The sequence below is a fragment of the Pediococcus acidilactici DSM 20284 genome, from assembly GCF_000146325.1.
GTDB lineage: Bacteria > Bacillota > Bacilli > Lactobacillales > Lactobacillaceae > Pediococcus > Pediococcus acidilactici.
This window is the reverse complement of the sequence record NZ_GL397067.1, coordinates 734,198-759,790: the sequence shown is the minus strand read 5'-3', so window position 1 is coordinate 759,790 and position 25,593 is coordinate 734,198. Positions and strand designations below refer to the sequence as shown.

Sequence of the window (25,593 nt, the reverse complement as noted above, 5' to 3'; positions counted from 1 at the left end):
AGGGATCTAATTGGCTGAAAATTCAGTATTAACAGTTAGTATTGTTACTCCTGATGGTCAGATTTATAATGATGACCAAGTTACTATGCTGGTAGTCAATACCAGAGAAGGTGAATTGGGAATCTTACCTAATCACGTTCCAGTAATTGCAACTTTAGCGATTGACGAAGTGCGCATTAAGCATGACAAAGCTGAAGATGTAGTGGCGGTGAACGGTGGTTTTGTTGAGTTTTCAGATAACACGGCAACGATTGTTGCGGATACTGCTGAAAATCAAGCTGACATTGACGTAGCGCGAGCTGAAAGTGCTAAGAAACGTGCTGAGGCAACGATCCGTAAAGCACAACAAGCTCACGATAATAGCGAGCTTCGGCGTGCGCAAATTCATTTGCGGCGGGCGATTAACCGAATCAACGTTTCAAAACATTAAAGCTAGTTAATATTATTATTGATAACGTTCAGTTTATGAGGAATTTTTCCTCACAACTGAACGTTTTTTTTGGGAATGGGCCGGTAAATTTTCACAAATTGAGCAGAATTGCGGAGCGAATTAACCACTGTTTTTGTGAGTAAAAAGTTATTCTTAGCTTAATTTTCTGGTACAATACTATATGTATGAATTTTGGAGGGAAAGCGATTGGGAATTCAAGCCATAATTACGTTAATTAGTTATTTATTCTTTATTTTACTGGCTTTTTGGTGTATTCAAGCAATTCCGTTTCATAAGTTTATGGGCCGGTTTGAAAGTCAGGCAAAAATGTTAATTGTTTTGCTTTCAATTGCGTTAGGCTACACCGTTGCTAGTTTTTTCTTAGGTTTGATTACGGCAATTCAGAACTTAACTTTTTTAGTGCGTTAGAAGGTTAGCGATAATGAAGAGCTTCTTATTAATGCTGGTTCGCGGATATCAAAGGGTGATCTCACCTTTATTTCCCCCTTCGTGCCGTTACTATCCAACGTGTTCTAATTACATGGTGGGGGCGCTCAAGCGCTTTGGTGCGTTGCAGGGCACTTTAATGGGAATTGCCCGGATTCTGCGGTGTAATCCGTTCGTACGGGGTGGTTACGACCCCGTGCCTGATCAATTTTCTTTAAAAAGAAATTCAAAAAATAGTGCAGAAAGAAAATAGGAGTTAAAATGTCACGAAAAGAAAAAAAGTTTGCTATTGAAGTCAAAGAAACTAACAATAACGGTACTACGGTTAACGAAGTTTACGTTAACCAACGGATGATTGGACAAATATCTCAAGTAAATGATAAGAATTGGGTAGCTTCCAACCAAAGCGGAGAAATGCGAGTAAAATCAATTGATGAGGGGATTCAGTGGATTATCGCTGAATTTAATTTACATTCGCTATAGAAAGGAGCTACTTCGATGGAAAGAAATGATTCTCGAGTAGCGCGTAAAGACGACAGCTCTCGCATTGACTATGGAATTATCTTTCCGGTACTTATGTTGGCCATTATTGGGCTAGCATCGATCTATGTAGCTGCTACGCACGATACTAGTGCTACCAGCGTATTTCGCCAAGTGTTCTCCCAACTAATTTGGTACCTTTTGGGAGTCGGCATCGTGGTGGTACTTATGCAATTTGATGCAGACCAGCTTTGGTGGTTAGCACCAATTGCGTACGGAGCAGGGATCGTTTTGCTCATCCTGGTGCTCTTCTTGTACAGTCGCTCGTACGCCGCAAATACCGGAGCTAAGAGTTGGTTTGCCTTTGGGGGCTTTACCTTTCAGCCGTCCGAGGTAATGAAGCCTGCGTACATTTTGATGATGGCGCGGGTGATTACGGTTTATAACCACCGGGTAAAAAATCGTACAATTCAATCAGATTGGCGGTTAATTGGAACCATGGCCCTTTGGACTTTGCCGATTCCAATCCTGTTGCTGCTTCAGCATGACTTTGGAACCATGTTGGTGTTTATTGCAATCTTTATTGGGCTGGTAGTTGTTTCTGGGGTAACCTGGCGGATCTTAATCCCATCCTTCGTAGGAATGGTAGTTTTAGGTAGTACGACGCTTATGTTAGTGGCGCTTCCTTGGGGGCAAGCCCTATTGCAAAAGATCGGCTTTGAAAGTTACCAATTTGCTCGGGTAGATAACTGGTTGCATCCGTCTTCGGATACTACCAATTCCGGATATCAACTTTGGCAAAGCATGAAGGCGATTGGTTCGGGTCAATTATTTGGCAAGGGCTTCAACGTCTCTAACGTTAACGTGCCGGTCCGGGAATCCGATATGATTTTTTCCGTAATTGGCGAAAACTTTGGATTCATTGGAAGTATTGTTCTGATTGGTTTGTACTTTTTATTGATTTACAAAATTTTACAAGTAATTTTTGACACCAAAAACGAGTTTTACGCTTACGTAGCTACCGGAGTCATCATGATGATTTTATTCCACGTTTTTGAAAACATCGGAATGAATATCGGACTTTTGCCGTTGACCGGGATCCCACTACCATTTGTTAGTGCCGGTGGTTCCGCGTTAATTGGAAACATGATTGGAATTGGATTGATAATGTCGATGCGCTACCATTACTATTCGTATAGTAAGGCAAGCATCGAAGAAAACGCCGATTTTTAATTAAGCCATTGAAAGAATCCGCACCGGGGGAAGTGCTCGCACTGAGGTACTTCACCGGAAGGGTTCTTTTTTAGTGATTTAGTTGTTGACAAGGCTTGATATTGGAAGGTATACTTTAGCGTATTAACAAATTACTAAAAAAAGATGAGTAGATTACGGTTCTACGCTTAGAGAGTCCTTGGGTGGTGAAAAAGGAACGAGAACGTTATCGAAGATGGTCTTTGGTTATTTTCAGCGATTTGTGAGCCCGGTGCTAGCAAATCATGGGAGCGCCCAATATAGCGCACGGGTTGATGGACCCGCAGAGTCTGCCCTTCGTGAGGAGGGTGGAAAAACAAGGTGGTAACGCGATAAACTTTCGTCCTTGGGAATGGTGCTTAGTCATTATTCTCGGACGGAAGTTTTTTTGTTTGAAGGAGGAACTGAAATGATTGAATTTAAGAACGTGTCCAAAACTTTCTCGACCAAGACGGGGCCAGTAACCGCAATTGAGGATGTTAATTTAGCGATTCCAAATGGTCAAATTTTTGGCATCATTGGTTATTCCGGTGCGGGAAAAACAACTTTGATCCGGATGTTAAACGGACTAGAAAAGCCGACCACGGGTGAAGTTAAAATCAATGATGTGGTCATTAATCAACTAACGGGCGCGGCACTAGCGCAACAGCGGCATAAAATTGGGATGATTTTCCAGCATTTTAACCTATTATGGTCCCGAACGGTAAAGGCTAACATCATGTTTCCGCTAGAAATTGCGGGAGTTAGTCGCCCGCAACGGGAGCAAAAAGTACGTGAACTAATCGAACTAGTGGGGCTTACTGGAAAGGAAGATCGTTACCCTAGTGAGCTGTCTGGCGGACAAAAACAACGGGTGGGCATCGCCCGTGCGTTGGCGAACGACCCGGAAATTCTTTTATCAGACGAGGCAACTAGTGCACTAGACCCCGAAACTACGGATGAAGTTTTAGATTTGTTATTAGAAATTAAGCGTAAGCGAAAAATTACAATTGTCTTGATTACTCATGAAATGCACGTAATCCGTAAAATTTGTGACCAAGTGGCGGTTCTCGACGGCGGAAAAATCATTGAAGATGGAGCGGTATTAGACGTTTTTAAACACCCACAGCAAGCATTAACCAAACGATTTATTACCGCAGAAACCGATCCAACTCCGCAAGATACCGAAATAATTTTGGATGAATTAGTTGACCAGAATCCAAACGGACGGGTGGTGCGGTTAACTTTCCACGGTGATCAAGCTAAATTGCCAATCGTTTCTGAAATGGTTCATGAATTTCCAGAGGTGGCGCTAAACATCATCGCGGGAAATATCAAGCAGACTCAGGAAGGTTCAATTGGAAGCTTGTATGTGCAATTAACCGGGCCCCAAAGTCAGTTGGATGGCGCGGTAAGTTTTCTACGTAAGTTAAGGGTGGAAACGGAGGTAGTTAGTGATGAACAGTAGTATCTTAGACTTTAGTACCGTAGATTGGAATGAAATGGGTCAAGCAACTTGGGAAACGATTTGGGTAACGCTGGTGGCGGTCATTTTTACTGCTGTCTTGGGACTACTAATCGGCCTACTGCTTTTTGAAACCCGAAATAGTAAAAATTGGGGGATTCGCCTAATCAATTGGCTGGTATCCTTCTTGGTAAACGTATTTCGCTCGATTCCATATATTATTTTGATTGTAATTTTAATCCCGGTAACTAACGTGTTGGTGCATACCATTGTGGGGCCAACCGCGGCGTTGCCATCGCTGATTTTAGCCGCGGCACCATTTTTTGGGCGATTGGTGGAAATTGCATTTCGAGAAATTGATTCCGGAGTTTTGGAAGCCGCTGCCGCCATGGGTGCCAAAAAATCGACCATCATTTTCAAAGTATTGCTTCCGGAAAGCATGCCTGCGCTAGTTTCCGGCTTAACGGTTACCGCCATTTCGTTAGTGGGATACACCGCTATGGCGGGGGCAATCGGGGCCGGCGGTCTGGGTGCGTTGGCTTACAATAATGGTTTTTTGCAATATAACGGAGCCATTATCTTAGTTGCCACCGTTTTGATCGTACTTTTTGTTTTTGCATTACAGTGGACTGGCGATTGGTTAGTTAAGAAAATCGATAAGCGGTTAGTTTAGGAGTGGTTAAATGAAAAGAAATAAATTAATTTTTTTAGTTAGTGGCTTAGCAATCATCTTGCTTTTAGCAGGGTGCGGAAAAAAATCCGCGAATACTCAAAAAATCACGATTGGTGCTTCGGCGGTTCCCCACACGGAAATTCTAAAACATATCCAACCCGCATTAAAAAAAGAGGGTGTCGAATTAGATATCAAAACTTTTCAGGATTACGTTTTACCTAATAAAGCCCTCGCGAGCGGCAACATTGATGCCAACTATTTTCAACATGGCCCCTTTTTAAAAGAATGGAATGAAAAGAATCACGGGCACTTGGTGAGCGCTGGGGCGGTCCACTTGGAGCCGATTGCGGTTTATTCTAAAAAATATAATTCTTTAAAGGAATTGCCTAAGCATGCTAAAATTTTGGTTAGCAATAACGTTTCGGATTATGGCCGGGTGCTACAAATTTTTCGGGATGCCGGATTAATTACCTTAAAGAAGGGTACCGACCTAACCAAGGCAAAATTTAGTGACATCGCAAAGAATCCTAAGCAATTGCAATTTAAGACGGGTTACGAACCAAAAATTATGCCCCAGCTGCTTAAAAATAAACAGGGCAGTGCGGAAGTAATTAATTCTAATTATGCGGTGCAAGCGCATTTAAATCCACAAAAGGACGCGATTGCAACGGAAAACTCCGCCTCTCCTTATAGTAATATTGTTGCTATTCGGCCGGATGAAAAAAATCGGCCAGCCATTAAAAAACTCATGAAGGAATTAAAGTCCAAGTCAACTCAGAAATGGATTAAAAAACATTTCAAGGGTGCGGTTGCTCCTGTTGAATAGGAGAACTTTTCCATTGCTATGACTAAATGCTAGTAAGGATAGTGGGACAAAACTAAAAAATGCTTTTCAAAGATGAAAGGGTCTTTAAAAAGTGGTTTTAGTTTTTTGACTTTAATAGAGCCAAAACGTGTGTCAAAAGTCAGTTGGTTCCGCTTAACCAAAAATTGACCATTATGCTTGAATTTTGCATAATGGTCAATTTTCGGTTAATGCTCACAAACTACCCGACTTTGGTCCCACTCTTTTTTATGGAAAAAGGACCAACTCGTAAGGGAATTAATTGTTTAGACGATGGGCGGCAATTGACTTTTAGGCTGAGAACCCATATAGTTAGTTACGTGAGTAATTAGGTTAGTAAATAATATAATTTGAAGGTGGATTTTATGCATTTTAACTTTAATAGCAGCGAACCAATCTATCTCCAAGTCGCCCAACAAATCGAAGATGCAATTTTCACGGGCGGTTTTAAAGAAGGAGAACAAATCCCCTCAACAACGGAAATTTCTAAGGAGTTTCACATCAATCCGGCAACGGTTTTAAAAGGAATGAACCAGTTGGTAGCGCGGAACCTCTTAGAAAAACATCGGGGAGTCGGCATGTTTGTGGTGCCCGGGGCGAGTAAACAAATTACTTTAGACCGGCAACAGAATTTTTACCAAAAGTACGTGGTGGGCGTCGTTAAGGAAGCGATTCGCTTAAACATCACCGAAACAGAGTTAAAAAAATTAATTGAACAGGGGTATCAATCGTTATGAAAGGTATCGAAGTAAGGCAAGTAACGAAAACTTTTGACCACCACTTAGTTTTAAATGGAATTGGATTAACTCTAGAACCGAACAAGATATACGGTTTACTAGGGCGAAACGGGGCTGGAAAAAGTACGCTTTTGAATTTGCTGGTTAACCGAATTAGGCCCGATGAAGGCGAAATTAAGCTGGATAACGAATTGATTGGTGATAATGATCGGCAACTGGGAAAGCTATTCTTAATGAGCGAAGTGGATCTTTATCCCAAAAATATTCGGGTTAAGGACATTTTTAAATGGTCTGCCAATTTTTATGGTAGCTTTGATAGTGAGTTGGCACATTCGTTGAGTAAACAATTCGGTCTAAAAGAGTCCATGCTTTTTCACCATCTCTCTACGGGATACCGAACGATTACCAAGTTAATCGTGGCGCTATCTGTCCCGGCTGAGTATGTTTTTTTAGATGAACCAGTTTTAGGTTTGGATGCTAACCACCGGGAACTTTTTTACAATGCATTAGTAGAAAGTTACGCGGAAAAGCCCCGAACTTTTGTGATTGCTACTCATTTAATTGAAGAATTTGCCAAATTAATTGAGCACGTAATGGTTATGGACCAGGGGCGGATCGTGGTTGACGACGAAACGGAAACGGTCTTGGCGAACGCATACACCATCAGCGGGCCTGTTCAAGCAGTTGATCAGTACACCGCGGGGTTAAACGTCATTGGCAGTGATCGACTAGCACGGATTAAGGCTAATTACGTGTATGGGCCACTAAATGATCGACCGATTCCAGATGAGATCAATATCGATCCAATGGATTTACAGACGCTTTTTATTAATTTAACAAATGGGGGAGAAACTCATGAATAAAATTGCGGCGGTGGTTAAATATGATTTAAGCAATTATTTACGCCTCGTGCTAATCGCGTACGCGTGGATTATCGGGTTAATGCTGGGGGTGCCAACGATTATTCACGTAATTGGCAAAGGCTTTACGGGAACTGCCGAGACAATTGGGGCCCAATTAACGACGCTATCGTTTGGCGCAATTTTCGTTAACCTCGTGCTGATATTTTATTGTGGTTTCCTAACTTACGAACGATTTGCATTTTTAATCCAAAATGGGGTTTCTCGGCGAACGGGGTGGATTGCTAAATTAATTTCGCTCTTAGTTTTAGCTGGGGTAGCCATTATTTATGGCTTATTAGCTAACATGCTTTCCTTAATGGGTGACCAGAGCAAGAATGTTTCCTTTTACTGGTCACTTTACGGACATTTTTATAAGAATGGCGTCCTCAACATCCTTTCAATGATTCTAACTAACTTAATTTTTCTGCTCCTAGTGGCAGCGGGTGGAATGATGTTAGGAGCACTCTTTGCACTGCTTAACCGGCGGCAGCAGCGGGCAATCCTAGTGGGGATTCCGCTAGTGCTGATTGTTATTTTCACGATTATTGGACGAATGGTTAGTGAAAAAGTAATTACGTGGGAAAGAATTGATAATTTCATTAGATTTGTTATGGGTGATACAGGGCCAATGGGGCATCTTAACCCGGTAGTTCCTTCCATAATTATGTTAGTATTAATGTTAGCATGTTTAGCAATTTCGCGATGGTTAAACGTGCGCTTAAGACTGAAACGAGGAGAATAGCCGTTTAATGAATGATTTTACAAGTATTAAAGCACTAAAGAAACGTACTTTGGATACGTATCAAGGAAATTGGATGGCGGCCATTAAAGCCAATATCTTACCAATTATAAGTGCCGCGTTTACTAGTTTTATGATTATGACTTTTATTGGGATTGCCGTAGTAGTATTTACCCAAACTGACCCAGCGGCGTTGCGTCAGGCTACAAATTATGATCAAGCAGCGAGTGTTAATTCTGCATATTCCGGAACGGGGATGGCGCGTGATTTTCTATCAATGGCAATCGCGACCTTCTTTATGGTAGGAATTCAATACGGTACGTTAGATTGGTTGCGCAATCGGACCCGGATTCCTTCGTGGGGAGCGCCATTTCAAACGTTTACTCGGAAATACTTTACGTCCACGTTGGCCATCTTTTTATTTGAGTTTATTTTCTTAACGCTGTGGTCCTTTTTGTTCTTAATTCCCGCGATTATTAAGTTTTACTCTTATTCGCAGTCGTATTTGCTGTACAAGGACGCACAAGAACGGCAATTGACGGACCAATTTGAATTTGTCACCTTTATTACGTTTAGTCGTCGCTTGATGAACGGCTACAAAGCTCGCTTCTTACTGCTTCAATTATCGTTGTTGGGCTGGTTTATCCTAAGCGTATTAACCTTTGGAATTGGCTTCCTATGGTACATTCCGTACCGTAACGGAGTGTACACCGCCTTTTACGAAGATTTAGTTGAAAAACGGGGTAAGCAAGTGGTGCCAGAAATTTTTGCATAAAGCTAAGATAAAACTTGCTATCTAAAAATATTAAAAATTCCTTCTAAGAACGGGAGCGCCTCAAGGGTTCCAATCGTAGAAGGAATTTTTTGGTTTGTTAAGTGTGGTTGCTTGTTGCGGAGTTGAAATGAACTGTGCAACCTAGCTTCTTCCGGTTAACTAAATTAAAGGACTAACCACGAATTTCGTGGTTAGTCCTTTTAGTATTCTCTGCAATATGGTTGAAATGAACTCCAGCCACCAATCTTTTCCGTTTAGCCCCAATCATTCGATTAATTTAATCCTCGAAGATTACCCGGTGGCTTCCGTTCTCTTTATTTAATCCTCGAATTTCTCGCCCCGTATGCCAAGTATACTACCAAGCCAATTGCAAACCAGATCAACGAGTACAACTTAGCTTGGTAATCTAGTCCCCAGAACACTGCCAACGTTCCTAAAAAGGCTAACGCAGGTAAAACTGGGTAAAATGGCATCTTGAAGCTTGGCACCGCGATATCCTTTCCTTCACGCGGACGAAGGGCGTAAATTCCTAACGTAACAAACATGAAGGCAATTAACGTCCCTGCTGAAATTAATTGTGCCAAAAAGGCAAACGGGAACAGCGACCCAATAATAATTCCGGTGACGGTTAAAAATAGCAACGCTTGGTTAGGCAATTGATGACGATTTAATTTACCAAGCCACTTAGGCAGCATGCCGTCCCGGCCAAATGAATACAGCAACCGGGAACCAGCCATCATCATTCCAATCAGGGCGGTAAACATTCCGATTACCGCGATTGCTTGTACTAAGCTAGCTACTGCAGGATGTCCGGCAGTGCGTAATGCCCAGCCGACCGGTTCCGCATTATTTGCGTAATTAGAGTAATGAAACATCCCGACTAGCACAAGGGCAACCGCCACAAAAAGGGTTACCGCAATTGCTAGGGATCCCAAAATCCCACGCGGCATCGTTTTTTGGGGATCCTTAGCTTCACCAGCGTTGGCAGCGATCGAATCAAAACCAATGTAGGATAAGAAAATCATCGAAACTCCAGCGTAAATTCCGCTCCAGCCGCCAAAATGACTACCGTCGGGTAACACGCGCGGATGTGGAATAAAGGGAACGTAATTAGATAAATGAACCGAAGTAACGCCTACGATGATAAATAAAATAATGGCCAAAACCTTTAATACCACGAGGGCGTTTTCGATCCGTGCGGCCTCAGAAGTTCCACAGGCTAGTAGAATGGCAACCAGTAGGATGACAATCAAGGCGACAATGTCAATGATGCCGCCGTTGGTTCCTAGGGGATTGGCTAGGGCAGCCGGCAGTTTTAAGCCTACCGTAGAAATTAACCCCCGGAAATTAGCCGAAAGCCCGGAAGCTACAAAGGCTACTGCGATGAAATACTCGGCTAGAAGAGCCCAGCCAGCAATCCAACCAAAGCCTTCCCCAAAAATTACGTTGATCCAGGAATATGCCGAACCGGCGAACGGCATTGCCGAAGCCATTTCAGCGTAAGCAAAGGCTACTAAACCAGCAACTACCGCTGCAGCTAGAAATGATAGAACTACCGCCGGACCAGCGTGTTCCGCAGCCACCACTCCAGGTAGTGTAAAAATAGTGGTCGAAACAATGGTTCCCACCCCTAAAGATAGAAAATCTTTGACAGTCAACGTGCGCACCAGGTTGGCGTCCTTATCTTCGTATTGGGAAGGATCCTCTTTATGAATAAACTTTTTAATGAATGAACTCATCAGCTTTCCCCCTCGTAAAAGTATCTGATTTAAATATCATACCATAAATTATCATCATTTTTTAATCTGATGTTAATTTAAGGAAAGTTTTTGTAGGAAATCGTAACGGCAAGTTTCTTCGTGTAGGTTATGGAAAGTGTTAGAATCAAAGTAGTAAAAAGAAGAGGAGTACGAAAAAATGGATGCAATCGAAACGACCCGCCAGAAGCTAAGACAATTACGCGTTAGGCTGCAACAGGGCAAAATTTTTGCCTCTTTAGGTCGTTCGGTAGGGGCAATTATTGACGCTGCTAACGAGAATCAAGCGGTTAAACCAGTGGCATTGCCTGATGATCAGGACGGCATTGAAGAGTTGCTCCAGCGAATTCGGGCAGCCTTGGGGAAGGGAAAACTAGAAGAGCTTAGTGACGCTGATTTAGACTTAATGTTGCAACATTTGGGATCGCCCAACCCAATTATTCGGGATAAGGGGGTTTTTTACCTTTTTAACGATCTTATTCAAAACCAAGTTTTAACTAAGGCGCAGATGGTGCGGACGTTTGATCGACTAACTAGCGACCAAGTGTTATTTGCACACATCAATGAAAAAGAAAATGACGCAGCCTTTTTGCGTTCCTTTGCAGTGATGATGCTGGCATCGTTAATTTATATTGACCGAGCCGGGGCAGCGTTTATCGACCATGCGCGAAAAAATAAGCTAGTCGAGCAACTAGCCATATATATAATGTTGGAAAATGATACTAGGGGATTTGTGGCTAACCAAGGATGGGTCCACGCATATACCCACATTGGCAACGTTTTGGATGAGCTAGCTAGTGATGAAGAACTGTTACGCGCTGATAAAATTTTATTAATGGCAACGGTCATTGAAAAATTCCGCCGACTCACCACCCCTTTAATATACGGTGAACCAACGCGTTTAGCGGTTTATTTTGCTGATCAATTATTGGAAGATGACGTCTACCAGCAGTTTTTATTAATCGAACTTCGCGAATGGCGTCGCGCCCTGGCATCAACCCAAGTCCGGGAAACCCAAGCAATGTGGAATGCGATTTTTAACCGGCAGCGATTACTACAAGCCATGATGCTAAACTCCAACATGGCTAAGGCAGTGGTGGAATATTTAGAAGATTCGAATGATTTTACAATTTAAGCGTGATATTTTTAATTTTCATCTCATTCTTGAAGTTGTTTTGTGGTATACTTGAGTTTCAAAAAACGTTTGATAATTGGCGGAGCAAACTGAAGTTTGTAATTATCTTACACATGAGGTGAAAAAAATGAAAATTGCAGTGCTTGCTGGTGGAAAGAGTACGGAACGAAACGTTTCACTTTCCTCTGGTTCAAAAATCACCGATGCTTTGCGTGCTAAAGGCCATGAGGCAACGATGATCGACCTATTCTTGGGATATGATCTACAAGAAGGGCAGACTGTTGAAGATGTTTTTGAGACTAGTAATACGGATTCGGACTACGAAATTCAGACGGACGTTTTAACGGATGCTGATATCGAAAAACTTCGGACGGATGGCACGGTTGGATTATTTGGGAAAAATGTTTTGGAAATCCTCCGGGCTGCCGACTTTGTTTTTCTCGCATTACACGGTGGTGATGGCGAAAATGGTAAGGTACAAGCTGTTTTAGACCTGAACGATATTAAGTATACGGGAAGCGGAACTTTAGCATCGGGAATTGCAATGGATAAGGCGATTTCAAAGGAAATTATGCTTTATAACGATATTAAGACGGCGCGCTTTGTGGTTCTCCATGAAGAAGACGGAATTCATCCTCAGTTAGATTTTGGTTTTCCAGTAGTGGTTAAACCTAATAGCGGGGGATCTAGTGTAGGAACGATGATTGTTCACGACGAAGAAGAATTGGCTGATTCGTTACGTGATGCTTACCGATTTGACGATGAAATCATTGTGGAAGAGTTCATTACTGGCCGGGAATTTTCGCTTGGGGTAGTTAATGAACAAGCCATGCCCGCAATTGAAATTGTGGTTAACGATGGTTGGTATGACTACGAGCATAAGTTTAAGACTGGTACAACAACCCAATTTATCACGCCACCGGACATCGATGAAGAAGTCCATGACGAAATGAAGCGGGTTGCGGTAAAAACCATGAAGGTATTGGGAATGACTAACTATGGCCGGGTGGATTTCTTGGTTAATGACCAGGGAGTTTACGTAATCGAAGCAAATAACTTACCGGGCATGACGCCGCTATCACTATTGCCACAAGAGGCAGAAGCAGCGGGAATCAGTTATGAGGACCTCTGTGAAAGCATCATTCTAGGCAAGCAAAAACTTTATCAAGAAGCAGAAAAATAAATAAAGAAACCTCCCTTAGAGTAACTACATCTAAAGGAGGTTTTTTTATGCGAGAAAGTTGTCAATGGGCCACGGTTAGCCCAGTATTAAAAAAGTATCATGATCAAGTTTGGGGAAGGCCCGTGTTTACTGACCAAGCGCTATTTGAAAGTTTAACTCGTCAGGTTTTTCAATCCGGGCTCAAAATGCAAATGGTGTTAGCTAAACTTCCTGAGATGGCGCCTGTAATGGACGACTGGCAAATTGAGGCGGTCAGCCGGTATTCAGAAGCTAAGATCCAACAGCTTTTACAAGACCCACTGATGATTAAAAATGAACGTAAGGTTCGCTCAGTAATCCATAATGCGCGGATAATCCAGCAAATGGCCCAGCATAAGCAATCCTTCAGCGACTGGTTATGGGCACAAGTAGGTTTCGTTCCCCTAGACTTACAGCAACGGACTAACACAAAGGTGCTGGTTCAGCATCCGGTTGCTAAACGAGTTTGCCAGGAAATGAAGGCGCAGGGGTTTGAATTTGTTGGTCCCCGAAACGTCAGCTTTTTTCTACAAGATGCAGGATTACTTAACGGGCACTGGGTCAACTGCGAGTATTATCAAAAGTGGAATTAGGTAATTAATCCTTAAGTTGGAAAATTAAAAAGAGAGTGGGACAAAAGTTGGTAGTTTGCGAGCATTAACTGAAAATTGACCATGATGCCTAAATTTGGCATCATGGTCAATTTTTGGTTAAGCGGAACAAACTGACTTTTGGCTCTATTGAAGTCAAATCACCAAAACAACTTTTCGAGGACCTTTGCATCCTTGAAAAGTTGTTTAATTTTTTCCAGCCGCTTTAATTTATCAATTTGATGAGTTTCCAGCGTTAGTTGCGTAAAAAGCTCGACTTTTAGTTACTCTATACTAACAATTTAGTTGTTTTCTAGACTAGTACGAACAACTAACACGTCGCAAGTTGCTGTCCGGGTGACGTATTCGGTTACTGAACCGATTAATAAGCGTTCAACAGCATTCAAACCGGTCGCACCGATCATGATTAAGTCCGTGTGCAATTCTTTGGGGACGTCCTGAGAAATCACTGCTTTTGGCGTACCGTATTCGATTGAATAGGCGATGTTTTCTAAACCATCGTTTTTAGCTTCCTCAACGTAACGGTCTAACGTCTTTTTGGCAGTTTCCGTAACTTGTTCCACCATTGCGTTGTCAAAGTTAGAAATATTTTGAAAGGCACGGGTATCAATTACGTGAAGGAGATGCAATTCAGCTCCATCATTACGTTTAGCTACCGCGACCGCCTTGCGAAAGGCTAATTCTGCTTCCTTAGAACCATCTACTGGCACGAGAATATGCTTGTATTGTTGAGCCATAACATAACCACCCCTATCTATTTACACTAATTGTACGTTAAAAATTAGAAAATAAAAAGGAATTTGCTATAAAAATTTTAATAAAAATAGCAGCGTGCCCGTGGTTGACACAATTCCAAGTACCAACCCAGCCACAATTAGGGGAGTACTGCTACTAATTCCCGCAATTAAAGTCAGCATGCTAACGATCATAAGTAAAATACCGATAATTCGTAGACTACTGCTTAAAAGTGAATTAGAAGTTGGTTTAAATAACATAAAATCTCGGTGCTGATGGCGATATAAATAATTGCCGATGTAAAAAATAATAAGTGAAAAAATAACCATTAAGCCTGGTATTAACATAAAATAACCTACTTTCATGATATAAAAAAAGCCCCACCTAACGTGGGGGAAGAACTAACGACACCGTTCAGATTGGCCAGGATCTAACCCAAAAGGCAAGGTGGGTACCCATACCTACGCTGCACGTTTCTCGCTTACGAGCCTACAATTCACGTACGATCCGGGTTCCCGGTTAGATGTTTGTTGGAAGAATATGAAACCAATCCTCTCGCATGCCTCGGTTTCTTCACATTCATAGTACTATAATTTTTACCTAAAAGACAATATTAAAGTCCTGATTTTTGTGATTTTTTCAGGTTTTGGTACTGTTCGTAAATTTTAGATTCAAAAGGACTATTTCCCTTAGCCTCAAGGTAGGTAGCATTCTTTAATTGATCAGGCAAATATTGCTGGGGAACCCAGTCGTTTTGATAATTATGCGGGTAAAGATAGTCGGTTCCCCGACCCAATGCTTTTGCTCCTTGATAGTGGGCATCACGCAGGTGATCAGGGACTTCACCGATTTTGCCATCGCGAATGTCACCGAGTGCGTTATCAATTGCCGTAATTGCAGCATTTGATTTGGGAGAAACACATAATTCAATTACGGCGTTAGCAAGGGGAATCCGGGCTTCGGGTAAGCCAATGTGTTCGGCCGCGGTAACCGCAGCGACCGTTCGTTGACATACGGGAGGATTTGCAAGACCTATGTCTTCATAAGCGATTACAAGCAGACGGCGAATTACGCTCTTTAAGTCACCGCTTTCTAATAAACGGGCCATGTAATGCAGCGCGGCATCCGTATCGCTGCCCCGAATTGATTTTTGAAACGCTGAAATCACGTCGTAATGGGCGTCTCCGTCCTTATCCTGGGTGAGTGCCCGTTTTTGGAGACATTCCTGAAGAATTTCCAAAGTGAGGTGGATTTTATCGTCGTCACTTGGTGAGGTGGAACGAGCGGCCAATTCTACCGCGTTTAAGGCGCTGCGGAGATCGCCCCCGGTTGCTTTGCTAACAAATTGCAACGCGTTTTCATCCATTTGGAGGGGAAGGTCACCCAACCCACGTTGAGAATCCTGGAGTGCCATTTCAACGGCTTCCTTAATGTCAGCGGGAGTAAGGGGCTTAACCTCAAAAATTTGAGTACGACTACGAATCGCCGGGTTGATATTAATGTATGGATTTTCCGTAGTGGCCCCAATTAAAATAATCTGCCCGCTTTCCAAGTGGGGAAGCAAAAAGTCCTGCTTAGTCTTGTCTAGTCGATGAATTTCATCGAGCAAGAGGACGACCGTCCCGCTCATTTTAGCTTCTTCGGCAACAATCTGGAGTTGTTTTTTAGAATCCGTAGCTGCATTTAACATGCGAAACGCGTATTTGGTTGAACCAGCAATCGCACTAGCGATACTAGTCTTTCCGGTTCCAGGGGGACCGTATAAAATCATGGAAGATAACCGTTTGGCCTTGACCATTCGGCTAATGATTTTTCCCGGGCCAACTAAGTGCTTTTGCCCAACCACTTCTTCAAGGGTTCGGGGACGCATCCGATATGCTAATGGTTGCATTTTTCCTCCTCAAAATAAATGAAAGTAAATAAAAAAACGGCCGTAGCCGTTTTCCTATTATAGCTTGTTGTAGTATTCAACGATAAGTGAGTCGTCGATTTCTGCTTCAAGCTCGTCACGTTCTGGAAGGCGAACAAGTGAACCTTCAAGCTTGTCAGCATCGAATTGAACGAATTGAGGACGTCCAACGACTGCTTCAACAGCTTCGTTAATGATCTTAAGATCTTTTGATTTTTCACGAACGCCGATTACTTGACCAATTTCAACTTCATATGATGGAATATCAACGCGCTTGCCATCCACAGTGATGTGGCCGTGGTTTACTAATTGACGAGCTTGACGACGAGTAGTTGCCAAACCTAAACGGTAAACCATGTTGTCCAAACGACGTTCAAGTAAGATCATGAAGTTAGTACCTGGAACACCTTCGCGCATCTTGCTAGCACGATCAAAAAGGTTTGCGAATTGACGTTCAGTTAAACCGTACATCATCCGTAACTTTTGCTTTTCGCGAAGTTGCATACCGTATTCAGAAATCTTACGACGGTTGTTTTGACCGTGGTCACCAGGTGCGTAAGGACGGCGAGCCAATTCCTTACCAGTACCTGACAATGAAATACCAAGACGACGAGAAACTTTCCAACTTGGACCTGTATATCTAGACATTAAAAAATCCTCCAATAAATTATTTTTGTTGGAGTAAAATAAACAAATGTGGGTTTAGTATTCGTGCAGATTGCTCTGTAATTTTCACCTTTGCAGCCGCTAAGGGTACTAATTAACCATTTAAAAAGGCAACAATCTGTTGACGAGCTTACCGCCCACCGCTGCATTATTTTACACTCTAGCTAGTTTAACGCACGCAAAACGGACTTGTCAATGTGTTTCATTAAAGTAGCAACAAAATCATTAAGAACCTGTTCATCCGTTGCGCTGAACCGGTTTAAACTAGGCGAATCAATATCTAAAACGCCTATTGGTTGCTTTTCTACCATTAAAGGAATTACAATTTCAGAGTTAGATGCACTATCGCAAGCAATGTGGTCTGGAAATTCGTGAACGTTAGCAACGCGCAAAGTACTTTGCTGTTTTAGAGCGGTGCCACAAACGCCGCGGCCGTTTTGAATATGCATGCAGGCAACTTTGCCTTGGAAGGGACCTAAGATGAGTTCGTCAGCATTAGCATCGTATAGGTAGAAACCTGCCCAGTTGAGGTCGCTAATTTCGCTATACAACAACGCCGCTGCGTTAGCTAGGTTAGCAATCGGGTGTGGTTCGTCAGTTAAAAGGGCGTCAATTTGGTCAATGATAATTGGAGCAATTGTCTTGGACATGGTGGTCACTTCCTAATTTTAAGTAGTTTAATTAAAATCACTGCTTTAACAGTAGATAGGGTATGCTATAATTTATAATGGATTAAATTCTAAATTGAAGAATCTTAAAAAGCAAGTTTTTCATAAAGGAATTGAGTGAAGCAAGAAGGATGGGATTTTAGATATGATCATAGTATTGATTTCAGTCATCGTGGTAGCGATTTTAGTTTACCTCGGGATTGTTGCATATCAACGTTATTTACTAAAACAGGTCGATGAACTGTTAAACCGCAAGGCGGATATTAGCGAATCACCGATCCGCCAGAAGTTAATGGAAGTATCTTCAATGAACTTAACCGGATCGTCTGCGGTCGGCTTAGATAACATCCGCAATGACTACCAAGAAATCATTGATCACCGCTTGCCCGAAGTTGAAGATATCGCTAACCATTCACGTCAAAATATTAATGATATGAAGATATTTGAGGCGCGGAAAGATATTACGACGGTTAGTGAGACTCTCGATGCGATTGAAGAAGAAACCAAGCGTTTGAATGACCAATTGGATAATATCCAACGAATTGATCAAGAACAACGTGATGCGGTTAAGGTCCTCCGGATGAAGTACCAAGAGATTGGCAAGCAACTGCTTGACCAAAACCTATCTCTGGGACCAAGCATTGATTTGCTTGAAGAAAAGTTATCCCGGTTAAACGACGATTTCGATACGTTTAACCAGACCGTGGATGCTGGGGATCACGAAAAAGCCGAAGGTCAGCTTAAGAAATTAAAGGCAAGCACTTCTGAAATTGAAGCAGAAATTAAGGCAATTCCTTCGTTATACGATGAATTAACCAACTTATTTCCTTCACAAATCGAAGAAGTTCGCGATGGCTATGACCAGTTAATTAATCATAACTACGCTTTTGAAAATGACACGGTTAAGGACGAAATCAAGGCAATTAAAGCCAAGATTAATGATAATTTAGAAACCCTTAGCAATTTACGGCTGGATGCTGTGCGAGCTAATAACAAGGCGATTGAAATTCGAATTGATGAATTATATGACATTTTACAAACCGAAATTGACGCTCGTAAATCTGTAGAGCACAACTTCAACGTAATTACTCGATTCCTTGATCATGCTGAAAAACAAAATAAAGTGCTCCTTTCTGAAATTGCTCGGCTAGACCAAAGCTACGTTTTAAACGATGATCAGCTAAACCTTGGTCAAGTTCTAGAGGGCCAATTAAACGACATTCGCAATGAACACGACCGGGACACGGAACGCATTACTAACCAACCGGTGGTTTATTCCGAAATCGTAGAACGGCTAAAGGAAGAAAATGAACAGCTAACTGAAATTGAAGACCGGCAGGCAGCCTTGAATAGTGAATTACAGGAAATGGTCGATAGTGAAAAGGACGCACGGACGCGTTTGCAACAATACGACAATGAAATTCATAACATTAAACGGCACGTCGAAACGCTCAACTTACCTGGTATTCCAGAAGGCTACATGGATTACTTCTTTGTGGTTAGCGACGAAATCGAAAAAGTTGGCAGTGATATGAATCAAGTCCGGATCAATATGGGGATGATTAACCGCGAATTAGACATGGTTAGCACCGACATCCAAACCTTGATTAAGAAGACTTCTGATTTAACCGATGATGCTGCAATTAGTGAGGCGGCCATCCAATACGCTAACCGTTACCGGCATACTGATGAAGAGGTTGCGGCAGCCAGTCAACAAGCGCAAAAGCTTTTTGATAAAGACCACCGTTACAACGAAAGCCTTTCAGTAATTTCGAAGGCGTTGGACAAGGTTGAACCGGGAGCAATCGAGAACATTACGGAAAACTACTACCAACAAAAGAAAACGGAATATTAATCTAGAAATATTAGGTTAACTGATATAGGGATCAAGGTTCCACAATTAAAAAGCGGCAACGGAGGCTGGGAAATTTTTTCTCGGCCTCTGTTTTATGTAATGGGGATGGAATTTTTTTCAAAATTAGGTAGAATTTTAACTGGTTTTGAAAATGGTAAAATTTTGACACGCTTCCCATTTGTAAGTAGAATAATGGAATGTGATTAAGCGGGATTTTAAGTTAGGGATGAGGAAAATGATTTACTTTGACAATAGTGCAACTACGCAAGTTGATAAAACAGTCTTAGAAACTTACCAAAAGGTTAGCAATCAGATTTGGGGAAACCCCTCTAGTTTACACAACATGGGTGAAACTGCGTTTAATTTGCTTGAACAATCACGTAAACAAATTGCGGACTTGTTAAACGTGCAGCCACACGAGATCTTCTTTACCAGCGGAGGTACGGAAGGCGACAACTGGGTGATTAAGGGAACGGCAATCGAAAAACGTGCTTACGGAAAACACCTGATTACCACTACGGTGGAACATCCGGCGGTCCAAAATACGATGGCTCAATTAGAGCAACTCGGCTTTGACGTTACTTATTTACCCGTAGATGACGAAGGGCGGATTAGTATCCAAGATTTGAAGGATGCGATTCGGCCAGATACAATTTTGGTTTCAATCATGGCGGTTAACAATGAAATTGGTACGGTACAACCGCTCACCGAAGTTGCCGAAGTGTTGAAGGATTACCCTAAAATTCATTTTCATGTGGATGCAGTCCAAGGAATCGGTAAGGGAATTCAATCGGCCATCATGAACGACCGGGTAGACTTTGTCACTTTCTCGGGACATAAATTCCACGCTCCGCGAGGCGTTGGCTTTATCTACGCGCGGCAAGGTCGGCGAATTGCGCCGTTAATGACTGGTGGCGGACAAGAAAAGAATTTACGCAGCGGTACCGAAAATTTACCAGCAATTGCAGCGATGGCCAAGGCTTTGCGGTTGTTACTAACTGACGAAAAGCAAAAAGTTGCGCACCAAGCTCAAGTAAAACAGGCTATTTATGATCACGTCACTAGCTTTGACAAAGTAGTCGCCTTTTCGAAATGTGATGCTGGTTTTGCGCCCCACATCCTGTGCTTTGCGATTAAGGGAGTCCGAGGGGAAACAATTGTTCACGCGTTTGAAAGCCACGACATTTACATCTCGACGACAAGTGCTTGCTCTTCTAAAAAACAACAAGCTTCTAGTACCTTGACGGCCATGAACGTTGATCAACAGATTTCCACTAGTGCGGTGCGGGTCAGTTTAGACAGTGCTAACACTATGGAAGAAGCTGAACACTTTAATAAAGTTTTCGACCAGTTGTACCAAGACTTTTCTAAAATTAATCAAAATGCTTAGATAGGAGTTTTTATGGAATATACGGAAATTATGGTTCGCTACGGCGAGCTATCTACAAAGGGAAAAAACCGAAAAGATTTTATTGCCCGCTTAGGCGGTAACATTCGTAAAAGTTTAAAAGACTTTGAACAAGTGGTGGTCCACCCTAATCGGGACCGCACCCACGTTACTTTAAACGGGGCGAGCAGTGCGGCAGTAATTGCCCGCTTGAAACGGGTTTTTGGAATTCAAAATTTATCACCAATGTTAAAAGTTGAAAAATCAATGGAAGCTGTTCAAGAAGGCGCGCTAGCAATGATGAAAGAACAGTTAAAGCCCCAGATGACTTTTAAGATTAACACCCGTCGTTCAGATAAGGACTTCCCCATCAATACCGATACGATGAACCGGGAACTAGGCGGATTCATTTTAGAAAACTTTCCCGAAAGTCAGGTTAAAATGAAGAATCCTGACATCACTTTACGAGTGGAGATTCGTTCAAACGGAATCTTCCTAACTAGCGAAGTGATTAATGGAGCTGGCGGCTTGCCAGTGGGAACGGCTGGTAAGGGAATGATGATGCTTTCTGGGGGGATTGATTCGCCAGTTGCCGCATATCTAGGTATGAAACGGGGCGTTGAGATGGAAATGGTTCATTTCTTTAGCCCGCCATACACGAGTGAACAAGCCCTTGCAAAAGCTAAGGAGCTAAGCGGTAAATTAGCTGCTTACTCCGGGAACGTTCAGTTTTTGCAAGTTCCGTTTGCTGAAATTCAAGAAACCATTAAGGAGAAGTGTCCGGAAGGTTACTTAATGACGATCCAACGGCGGATGATGCTTCGTTTGACCGTGGCGTTAGCACAAAAGCGGGGTGGCTTAGCTATTTTTAACGGCGAGTCGCTCGGCCAAGTGGCTTCTCAAACAATGGAAAGCATGATGGCGATAAACGACGTAACTACCATGCCAATTATCCGACCGGTAGTTTCGATGGATAAAAACGAAATCATTGAAATTGCCAAGGAAATTGATACCTACGATTTATCAATTATGCCATTTGAGGACTGTTGTACCATTTTCGCTCCGCCAGCTCCAAAGACGCGTCCGGATTTAGAAAAAGCCCGCTATTACGAAAGTAAGATTGACGTGGAAGGCTTGATGAAGCGTGCTCTTGACGGAGTGCAAGTTACTAACATCCACGCTGGCGAAGAATTTTTGAACCAGAATGAAGAAGTTTTTGCAGAACTTCTTTAAGCTTAAATTGATTAGTTGCTATTTGGGGTGTTTTGGGATAAGGTTAACGTAAATATCGGTGGATATTGAGAAATTTAGTCCTCGATTAGTTGGCTAATTAAGTTATCTGACAAAGTTAGTGGAGAACAATCCATTTTGACTAGTCGTTAGAATAAAGGAGCGTAAGGTCATGGAAATATTACGTGGTGGACAAAAGGTTGAACTAGTTGGTAACCCGCCAGAAGTGGGCGACCAACTACCAAAGTTTAAAGTCTTTACGGCAAAGGGCGCGAAAGTAAAAACACGTGATTTACTTGGCAAACCGTTGTTATTAAGCGTGGTGCCTGATTTGAATACGCGAGTTTGCAGCATTCAAACAAAGGCCTTTAACCAGCAGGCGGATAACTATCCGGAAGTTCGGTTTGTCACGATTTCTAATAATTTACCGCAAGATCAAGCAAATTGGTGTGCTGCCGAAGGGGTTAATAACCTAGAAGTTCTTTCAGATCACGAATTGTCGTTTGGTTATGAAATGAAATTATACATTCCGAATGCTGGTTACTTAGCACGGAGTATTTTCATTGCTGATGCATCTGGTAAAATCGTTTACCGGGAAATCGTTCCTGAATTACATTCTGAGCCAAACTACGAAGCTGCGCTAGAAGTAATTAAACAAATGTAAAAACTTAATTGACGTACCAAGATTTATTCTTTATTATTATTTTTGACGGTGATGATTAAGAGGAGATTTTCCATCAGTGTTTTTCAGAGAGGGGACGGGGCTGCAAGTCTCTAAACACGGAAGATCGGGTTGCTTATGAACCAATCTTTAAGGCACAGAACTTAAAGATCGAACAGTACGTTCGTTATCAAAGACAAAGCGGGGCAGTTATGCCCAATTTAGGTGGTACCGCGAAGCACTTTCGTCCTATTTCTTAGGAAGAAAGTGCTTTTTATTTTGGAAAGGGAAGTGAAGTTTGATGACCAAAGAAGTTGAGATGTCGACAAAGTACGAACCTCAAAAGGTCGAACAGGGCCGCTACCAAGAGTGGGTCGAAAAGGGTTTATTTAAGCCTAATGGAGATAAAAAAGCAAAACCATATTCAATTGTAATTCCGCCTCCTAACGTTACCGGGAAATTGCATTTAGGTCATGCTTGGGATACTACGTTACAAGATATGTTGATCCGGCAAAAACGGATGCAAGGATATGATACGGTTTGGGTACCAGGAATGGACCATGCCGGAATCGCTACCCAAGCAAAGGTGGAAGCTAAACTGCGTGAACAAGGAGTTTCCCGTTATGATCTTGGACGGGACAAGTTCATTGATAAGGTATGGGAATGGAAAGATGAATATGCCGACACCATCCATCAACAATGGGCTAAAATGGGACTTTCGCTCGACTACGGTCGGGAACGTTTTACCCTTGACGAAGGACTTTCCAAGGCCGTTCGGAAAGTATTCGTTACTTTATATAACGAAGGGTTGATTTATCGTGGTGAATACATTATTAACTGGGATCCGCAGGCGCGGACGGCACTTTCAGATATCGAAGTAGAGCACCAAGACGACCAAGGCGCTTTCTACCACGTGAAGTACTTCTTCGCAGATCCTGATTTTACTTTTAACGGGAAAAATTATATTGAAATTGCGACAACCCGGCCAGAAACGATGTTCGGGGACGTTGCCATTGCCGTTCACCCAAGCGACGAACGTTACCAAGACTTGGTAGGCAAGGAAGTTATTTTGCCGCTTCAAGGCCGTCATCTCCCAATCATTGCTGACCAGTACGTGGATCCTGAGTTTGGGACTGGAATGGTGAAGATTACGCCTGCGCACGACCCTAACGATTTCCAAGTGGGTAACCGGCATAACCTTGAACGGATCAACACGATGAATGACGATGCTTCAATGAACGAGAACGCGGGCAAGTACGAAGGCTTAGACCGGTTTGAAGCACGCAAGGCGATGGTTAAGGACCTCGAAGACCAGGGCTACATGATTAAGATTGACCCAATTGTTCACAGTGTGGGTCATTCGGAACGGACGGGTGTACAAGTGGAATCCCGTTTGTCGACGCAATGGTTTGTTAAAATGGATAAACTTGCCAAGATGTCTTTAGCAAATCAAGATACGGATGACAAGGTTAATTTCATCCCCGAACGTTTTGAACACACCTTCAAGCAGTGGATGGAAAATGCTCACGATTGGGTAATTTCCCGGCAATTGTGGTGGGGACACCAAATCCCAGCTTGGTATCACAAGGAAACTGGCGAAGTTTACGTAGGCGAAGAAGCTCCTAAAGACGTTGAAAACTGGGAACAAGATCCCGACGTACTAGACACTTGGTTCTCTAGTGCATTGTGGCCATTTACCACGATGGGCTGGCCGGACGAAAACGCGGCGGACTTTAAGCGCTACTTCCCAACTAGCACGTTGGTAACCGGCTATGACATCATCTTCTTCTGGGTTGCTCGGATGATCTTCCAAAGCTTGAAGTTTACCGGCAAGCGGCCGTTTAAAGACGTATTGTTGCACGGATTAATTCGTGACGAACAGGGTCGTAAGATGAGTAAATCGCTAGGAAACGGAATCGACCCAATGGACGTAATTGATAAATATGGTGCGGATGCACTGCGTTGGTTCCTTTCTAACGGTTCTACTGCAGGACAAGATTTACGGTTTAGCTACACTAAGATGGATGCAGCTTGGAACTTTATTAATAAGATTTGGAACGCAAGCCGCTACGTAATTATGAACTTAGACCAAGTTGATAAGCCACAGTTACCAGCATTGAACGAACTTAACCTTGCTGACCGCTGGATTTTAAGTCGTCTAAACCACACGGTGGAACAAGTTACCCACTTCTTTGACGTTTACGACTTCGGGGAAGCCGGTCGGGCATTGTACACCTTCATTTGGGATGATTTCTGTGATTGGTACATCGAAATGAGTAAGGAAATTCTCAACGGTGACGATCAAACTGCTCAAGTAAATACCCAAAACGTATTGGCATACGTCCTAGACCAAACTTTGCGGCTTTTACATCCAGTAATGCCGTTTGTAACTGAAAAGATTTGGTTATCGATGCCACACGAAGGTGAATCGTTGGTAACAGCGGCTTACCCAGTTAGTCATCCAGAATTAACTGACGAAGCTGCTGAAGAAGGAATAAGCCACTTAATCGAATTGATTAAGGCGGTTCGAAACATTCGTTCTGAAGCGGGAGCTCCAATGTCTAGTCCTGTAGACCTCTTAATCAAGACGGATAACGAAGCGTTGGTTAAGTTGTTTAACGAAAACCGCGATTACATTGACCGCTTCTGCCATCCAGCAGAATTTGAACTAGGGGCAACTGTCGAAGCGCCAAAGCTTTCCATGTCGGCAGTAATTACCGATGGTGAAATTTACATTCCACTAGCTGAACTAGTTGACCTAGACGAAGAAATTGCTCGTCTGGAAAAAGAAGAGCAAAAGTACGAACAAGAAGTTAACCGGGTGGTTAAGAAGCTTCAAAACGAAAAATTTGTTAATAACGCTCCGGCAGCCGTCGTTGAAGAACAGCGAACCAAGAAGACCGATTACGAAGGTAAGCTTGCGGCTACTCGTCGTCGTTTGGCAGATATCCGTTCCGGAAAATAATAATAAAAATTAGTACTTTAAGGTTATGGGGAACCAACTTTCCCAACCTCGTTAGGATTAGCGATTAGAACCGTTAGTACTTGAAAAATAG

26 protein-coding genes, 1 other RNA gene and 1 other annotated feature are annotated in these 25,593 nt (G+C 42.6%); of the genes, 20 read left to right on the top strand and 7 right to left on the bottom strand.

From position 1 onward, the window contains the following. The first annotated feature begins 10 nt into the window (after positions 1-10). From HMPREF0623_RS03790 to HMPREF0623_RS03735, 12 genes are all read left to right on the top strand, one after another. The gene (locus HMPREF0623_RS03790) at positions 11-430 is read left to right on the top strand and encodes a F0F1 ATP synthase subunit epsilon (protein ID WP_002832137.1); all 420 of its coding nucleotides are present in this window, start codon (positions 11-13) and stop codon (positions 428-430) included. 207 nt (positions 431-637) lie between these two features. Continuing rightward, a complete protein-coding gene (locus HMPREF0623_RS03785) occupies positions 638-859 on the top strand; it encodes a DUF1146 family protein (RefSeq protein WP_002832135.1) in 222 nt (73 codons plus the stop codon). A gap of 13 nt (positions 860-872) precedes the next feature. Beyond that, entirely contained in the window at positions 873-1,130 is a 258-nt protein-coding gene (gene yidD / locus HMPREF0623_RS03780) for a membrane protein insertion efficiency factor YidD (RefSeq protein WP_002832133.1), read from the top strand. Between the two features lie 8 nt (positions 1,131-1,138). Beyond that, positions 1,139-1,360: a DUF2969 domain-containing protein gene (locus tag HMPREF0623_RS03775; RefSeq protein WP_002832131.1), complete on the top strand. Its 222-nt coding sequence runs from the start codon at positions 1,139-1,141 to the stop codon at positions 1,358-1,360. 15 nt (positions 1,361-1,375) lie between these two features. Continuing rightward, on the top strand, positions 1,376-2,590 hold the full coding sequence (locus HMPREF0623_RS03770; protein WP_002832129.1) for an FtsW/RodA/SpoVE family cell cycle protein: 1,215 nt from the start codon (positions 1,376-1,378) through the stop codon (positions 2,588-2,590). A gap of 427 nt (positions 2,591-3,017) precedes the next feature. After that, positions 3,018-4,055 (top strand): methionine ABC transporter ATP-binding protein, encoded by a 1,038-nt coding sequence (locus HMPREF0623_RS03765; RefSeq protein WP_004165454.1) that lies wholly within the window; start codon positions 3,018-3,020, stop codon positions 4,053-4,055. Continuing rightward, the gene (locus HMPREF0623_RS03760) at positions 4,045-4,725 is read left to right on the top strand and encodes a methionine ABC transporter permease (RefSeq protein ID WP_002832125.1); all 681 of its coding nucleotides are present in this window, start codon (positions 4,045-4,047) and stop codon (positions 4,723-4,725) included. Before HMPREF0623_RS03765 ends, HMPREF0623_RS03760 begins: the two co-directional genes overlap by 11 nt. 10 nt (positions 4,726-4,735) lie before the next feature. Next, positions 4,736-5,551: a MetQ/NlpA family ABC transporter substrate-binding protein gene (locus HMPREF0623_RS03755; RefSeq protein WP_002832124.1), complete on the top strand. Its 816-nt coding sequence runs from the start codon at positions 4,736-4,738 to the stop codon at positions 5,549-5,551. 383 nt (positions 5,552-5,934) lie between these two features. Then, on the top strand, positions 5,935-6,306 hold the full coding sequence (locus HMPREF0623_RS03750) for a GntR family transcriptional regulator (RefSeq protein WP_002832123.1): 372 nt from the start codon (positions 5,935-5,937) through the stop codon (positions 6,304-6,306). Continuing rightward, positions 6,303-7,169, top strand: coding sequence for an ATP-binding cassette domain-containing protein (locus tag HMPREF0623_RS03745; RefSeq protein WP_002832122.1), 867 nt, complete (start codon positions 6,303-6,305; stop codon positions 7,167-7,169). The genes HMPREF0623_RS03750 and HMPREF0623_RS03745 overlap by 4 nt, the downstream gene beginning before the upstream one ends. Beyond that, positions 7,162-7,950, top strand: coding sequence for an ABC transporter (locus HMPREF0623_RS03740; protein ID WP_002832121.1), 789 nt, complete (start codon positions 7,162-7,164; stop codon positions 7,948-7,950). The genes HMPREF0623_RS03745 and HMPREF0623_RS03740 overlap by 8 nt, the downstream gene beginning before the upstream one ends. A gap of 7 nt (positions 7,951-7,957) precedes the next feature. Then, positions 7,958-8,722, top strand: a complete 765-nt coding sequence (locus HMPREF0623_RS03735; RefSeq protein ID WP_004166045.1) for a DUF975 family protein — start codon at positions 7,958-7,960, stop codon at positions 8,720-8,722. 314 nt (positions 8,723-9,036) lie between these two features. Here the strand turns inward: HMPREF0623_RS03735 and HMPREF0623_RS03730 are convergent, their stop codons facing one another. Beyond that, entirely contained in the window at positions 9,037-10,461 is a 1,425-nt protein-coding gene (locus HMPREF0623_RS03730; protein WP_002832119.1) for an APC family permease, read from the bottom strand. Between the two features lie 178 nt (positions 10,462-10,639). On the opposite strand from HMPREF0623_RS03730, the gene HMPREF0623_RS03725 reads away from it, so the two are divergent. The 3 genes from HMPREF0623_RS03725 (at position 10,640) to HMPREF0623_RS03715 (ending at position 13,408) form a co-directional block, all read left to right on the top strand. Beyond that, complete coding sequence (locus tag HMPREF0623_RS03725) at positions 10,640-11,614, top strand: DUF2785 domain-containing protein (RefSeq protein ID WP_004166043.1); 975 nt, start codon at positions 10,640-10,642, stop codon at positions 11,612-11,614. Positions 11,615-11,741: 127 nt separating this feature from the next. Then, positions 11,742-12,797, top strand: coding sequence for a D-alanine--D-alanine ligase family protein (locus tag HMPREF0623_RS03720; RefSeq protein WP_002832116.1), 1,056 nt, complete (start codon positions 11,742-11,744; stop codon positions 12,795-12,797). A gap of 47 nt (positions 12,798-12,844) precedes the next feature. Beyond that, positions 12,845-13,408: a DNA-3-methyladenine glycosylase I gene (locus tag HMPREF0623_RS03715; protein ID WP_004166041.1), complete on the top strand. Its 564-nt coding sequence runs from the start codon at positions 12,845-12,847 to the stop codon at positions 13,406-13,408. 299 nt (positions 13,409-13,707) lie between these two features. Here the strand turns inward: HMPREF0623_RS03715 and HMPREF0623_RS03710 are convergent, their stop codons facing one another. The 6 genes from HMPREF0623_RS03710 to HMPREF0623_RS03690 form a co-directional block, all read right to left on the bottom strand. Then, positions 13,708-14,163, bottom strand: a complete 456-nt coding sequence (locus HMPREF0623_RS03710) for a universal stress protein (RefSeq protein WP_004165450.1) — start codon at positions 14,161-14,163, stop codon at positions 13,708-13,710. A 66-nt stretch (positions 14,164-14,229) separates the two neighbouring features. Continuing rightward, positions 14,230-14,421 (bottom strand): hypothetical protein, encoded by a 192-nt coding sequence (locus HMPREF0623_RS03705; RefSeq protein ID WP_226884809.1) that lies wholly within the window; start codon positions 14,419-14,421, stop codon positions 14,230-14,232. A 134-nt stretch (positions 14,422-14,555) separates the two neighbouring features. Next, a non-coding RNA gene (gene ssrS, locus HMPREF0623_RS09390) (6S RNA) lies at positions 14,556-14,735 on the bottom strand. A gap of 39 nt (positions 14,736-14,774) precedes the next feature. After that, the gene (locus HMPREF0623_RS03700) at positions 14,775-16,052 is read right to left on the bottom strand and encodes a replication-associated recombination protein A (RefSeq protein ID WP_004166039.1); all 1,278 of its coding nucleotides are present in this window, start codon (positions 16,050-16,052) and stop codon (positions 14,775-14,777) included. Between the two features lie 57 nt (positions 16,053-16,109). Further along, positions 16,110-16,718, bottom strand: coding sequence for a 30S ribosomal protein S4 (rpsD, locus tag HMPREF0623_RS03695; RefSeq protein WP_002832106.1), 609 nt, complete (start codon positions 16,716-16,718; stop codon positions 16,110-16,112). Between the two features lie 182 nt (positions 16,719-16,900). Next, positions 16,901-17,386, bottom strand: a complete 486-nt coding sequence (locus HMPREF0623_RS03690) for a GAF domain-containing protein (protein ID WP_002832105.1) — start codon at positions 17,384-17,386, stop codon at positions 16,901-16,903. A 163-nt stretch (positions 17,387-17,549) separates the two neighbouring features. Here HMPREF0623_RS03690 and ezrA point away from each other — a divergent pair, with 163 nt between their 5' ends. The 5 genes from ezrA to HMPREF0623_RS03665 all read left to right on the top strand — a co-directional run bounded on the left by ezrA (position 17,550) and on the right by HMPREF0623_RS03665 (position 25,502). Next, entirely contained in the window at positions 17,550-19,259 is a 1,710-nt protein-coding gene (ezrA, locus tag HMPREF0623_RS03685) for a septation ring formation regulator EzrA (RefSeq protein WP_002832104.1), read from the top strand. 235 nt (positions 19,260-19,494) lie between these two features. Then, the gene (locus HMPREF0623_RS03680; protein WP_036671260.1) at positions 19,495-20,649 is read left to right on the top strand and encodes a cysteine desulfurase family protein; all 1,155 of its coding nucleotides are present in this window, start codon (positions 19,495-19,497) and stop codon (positions 20,647-20,649) included. 12 nt (positions 20,650-20,661) lie between these two features. Further along, a complete protein-coding gene (gene thiI, locus HMPREF0623_RS03675; protein ID WP_004166037.1) occupies positions 20,662-21,879 on the top strand; it encodes a tRNA uracil 4-sulfurtransferase ThiI in 1,218 nt (405 codons plus the stop codon). Positions 21,880-22,048: 169 nt separating this feature from the next. Next, positions 22,049-22,540: a thiol peroxidase gene (tpx, locus tag HMPREF0623_RS03670; RefSeq protein WP_002832101.1), complete on the top strand. Its 492-nt coding sequence runs from the start codon at positions 22,049-22,051 to the stop codon at positions 22,538-22,540. A gap of 42 nt (positions 22,541-22,582) precedes the next feature. After that, positions 22,583-22,792, top strand: a binding site (T-box leader). A gap of 46 nt (positions 22,793-22,838) precedes the next feature. Beyond that, entirely contained in the window at positions 22,839-25,502 is a 2,664-nt protein-coding gene (locus HMPREF0623_RS03665) for a valine--tRNA ligase (RefSeq protein WP_004166036.1), read from the top strand. The last annotated feature ends 91 nt before the right edge of the window (positions 25,503-25,593 follow it).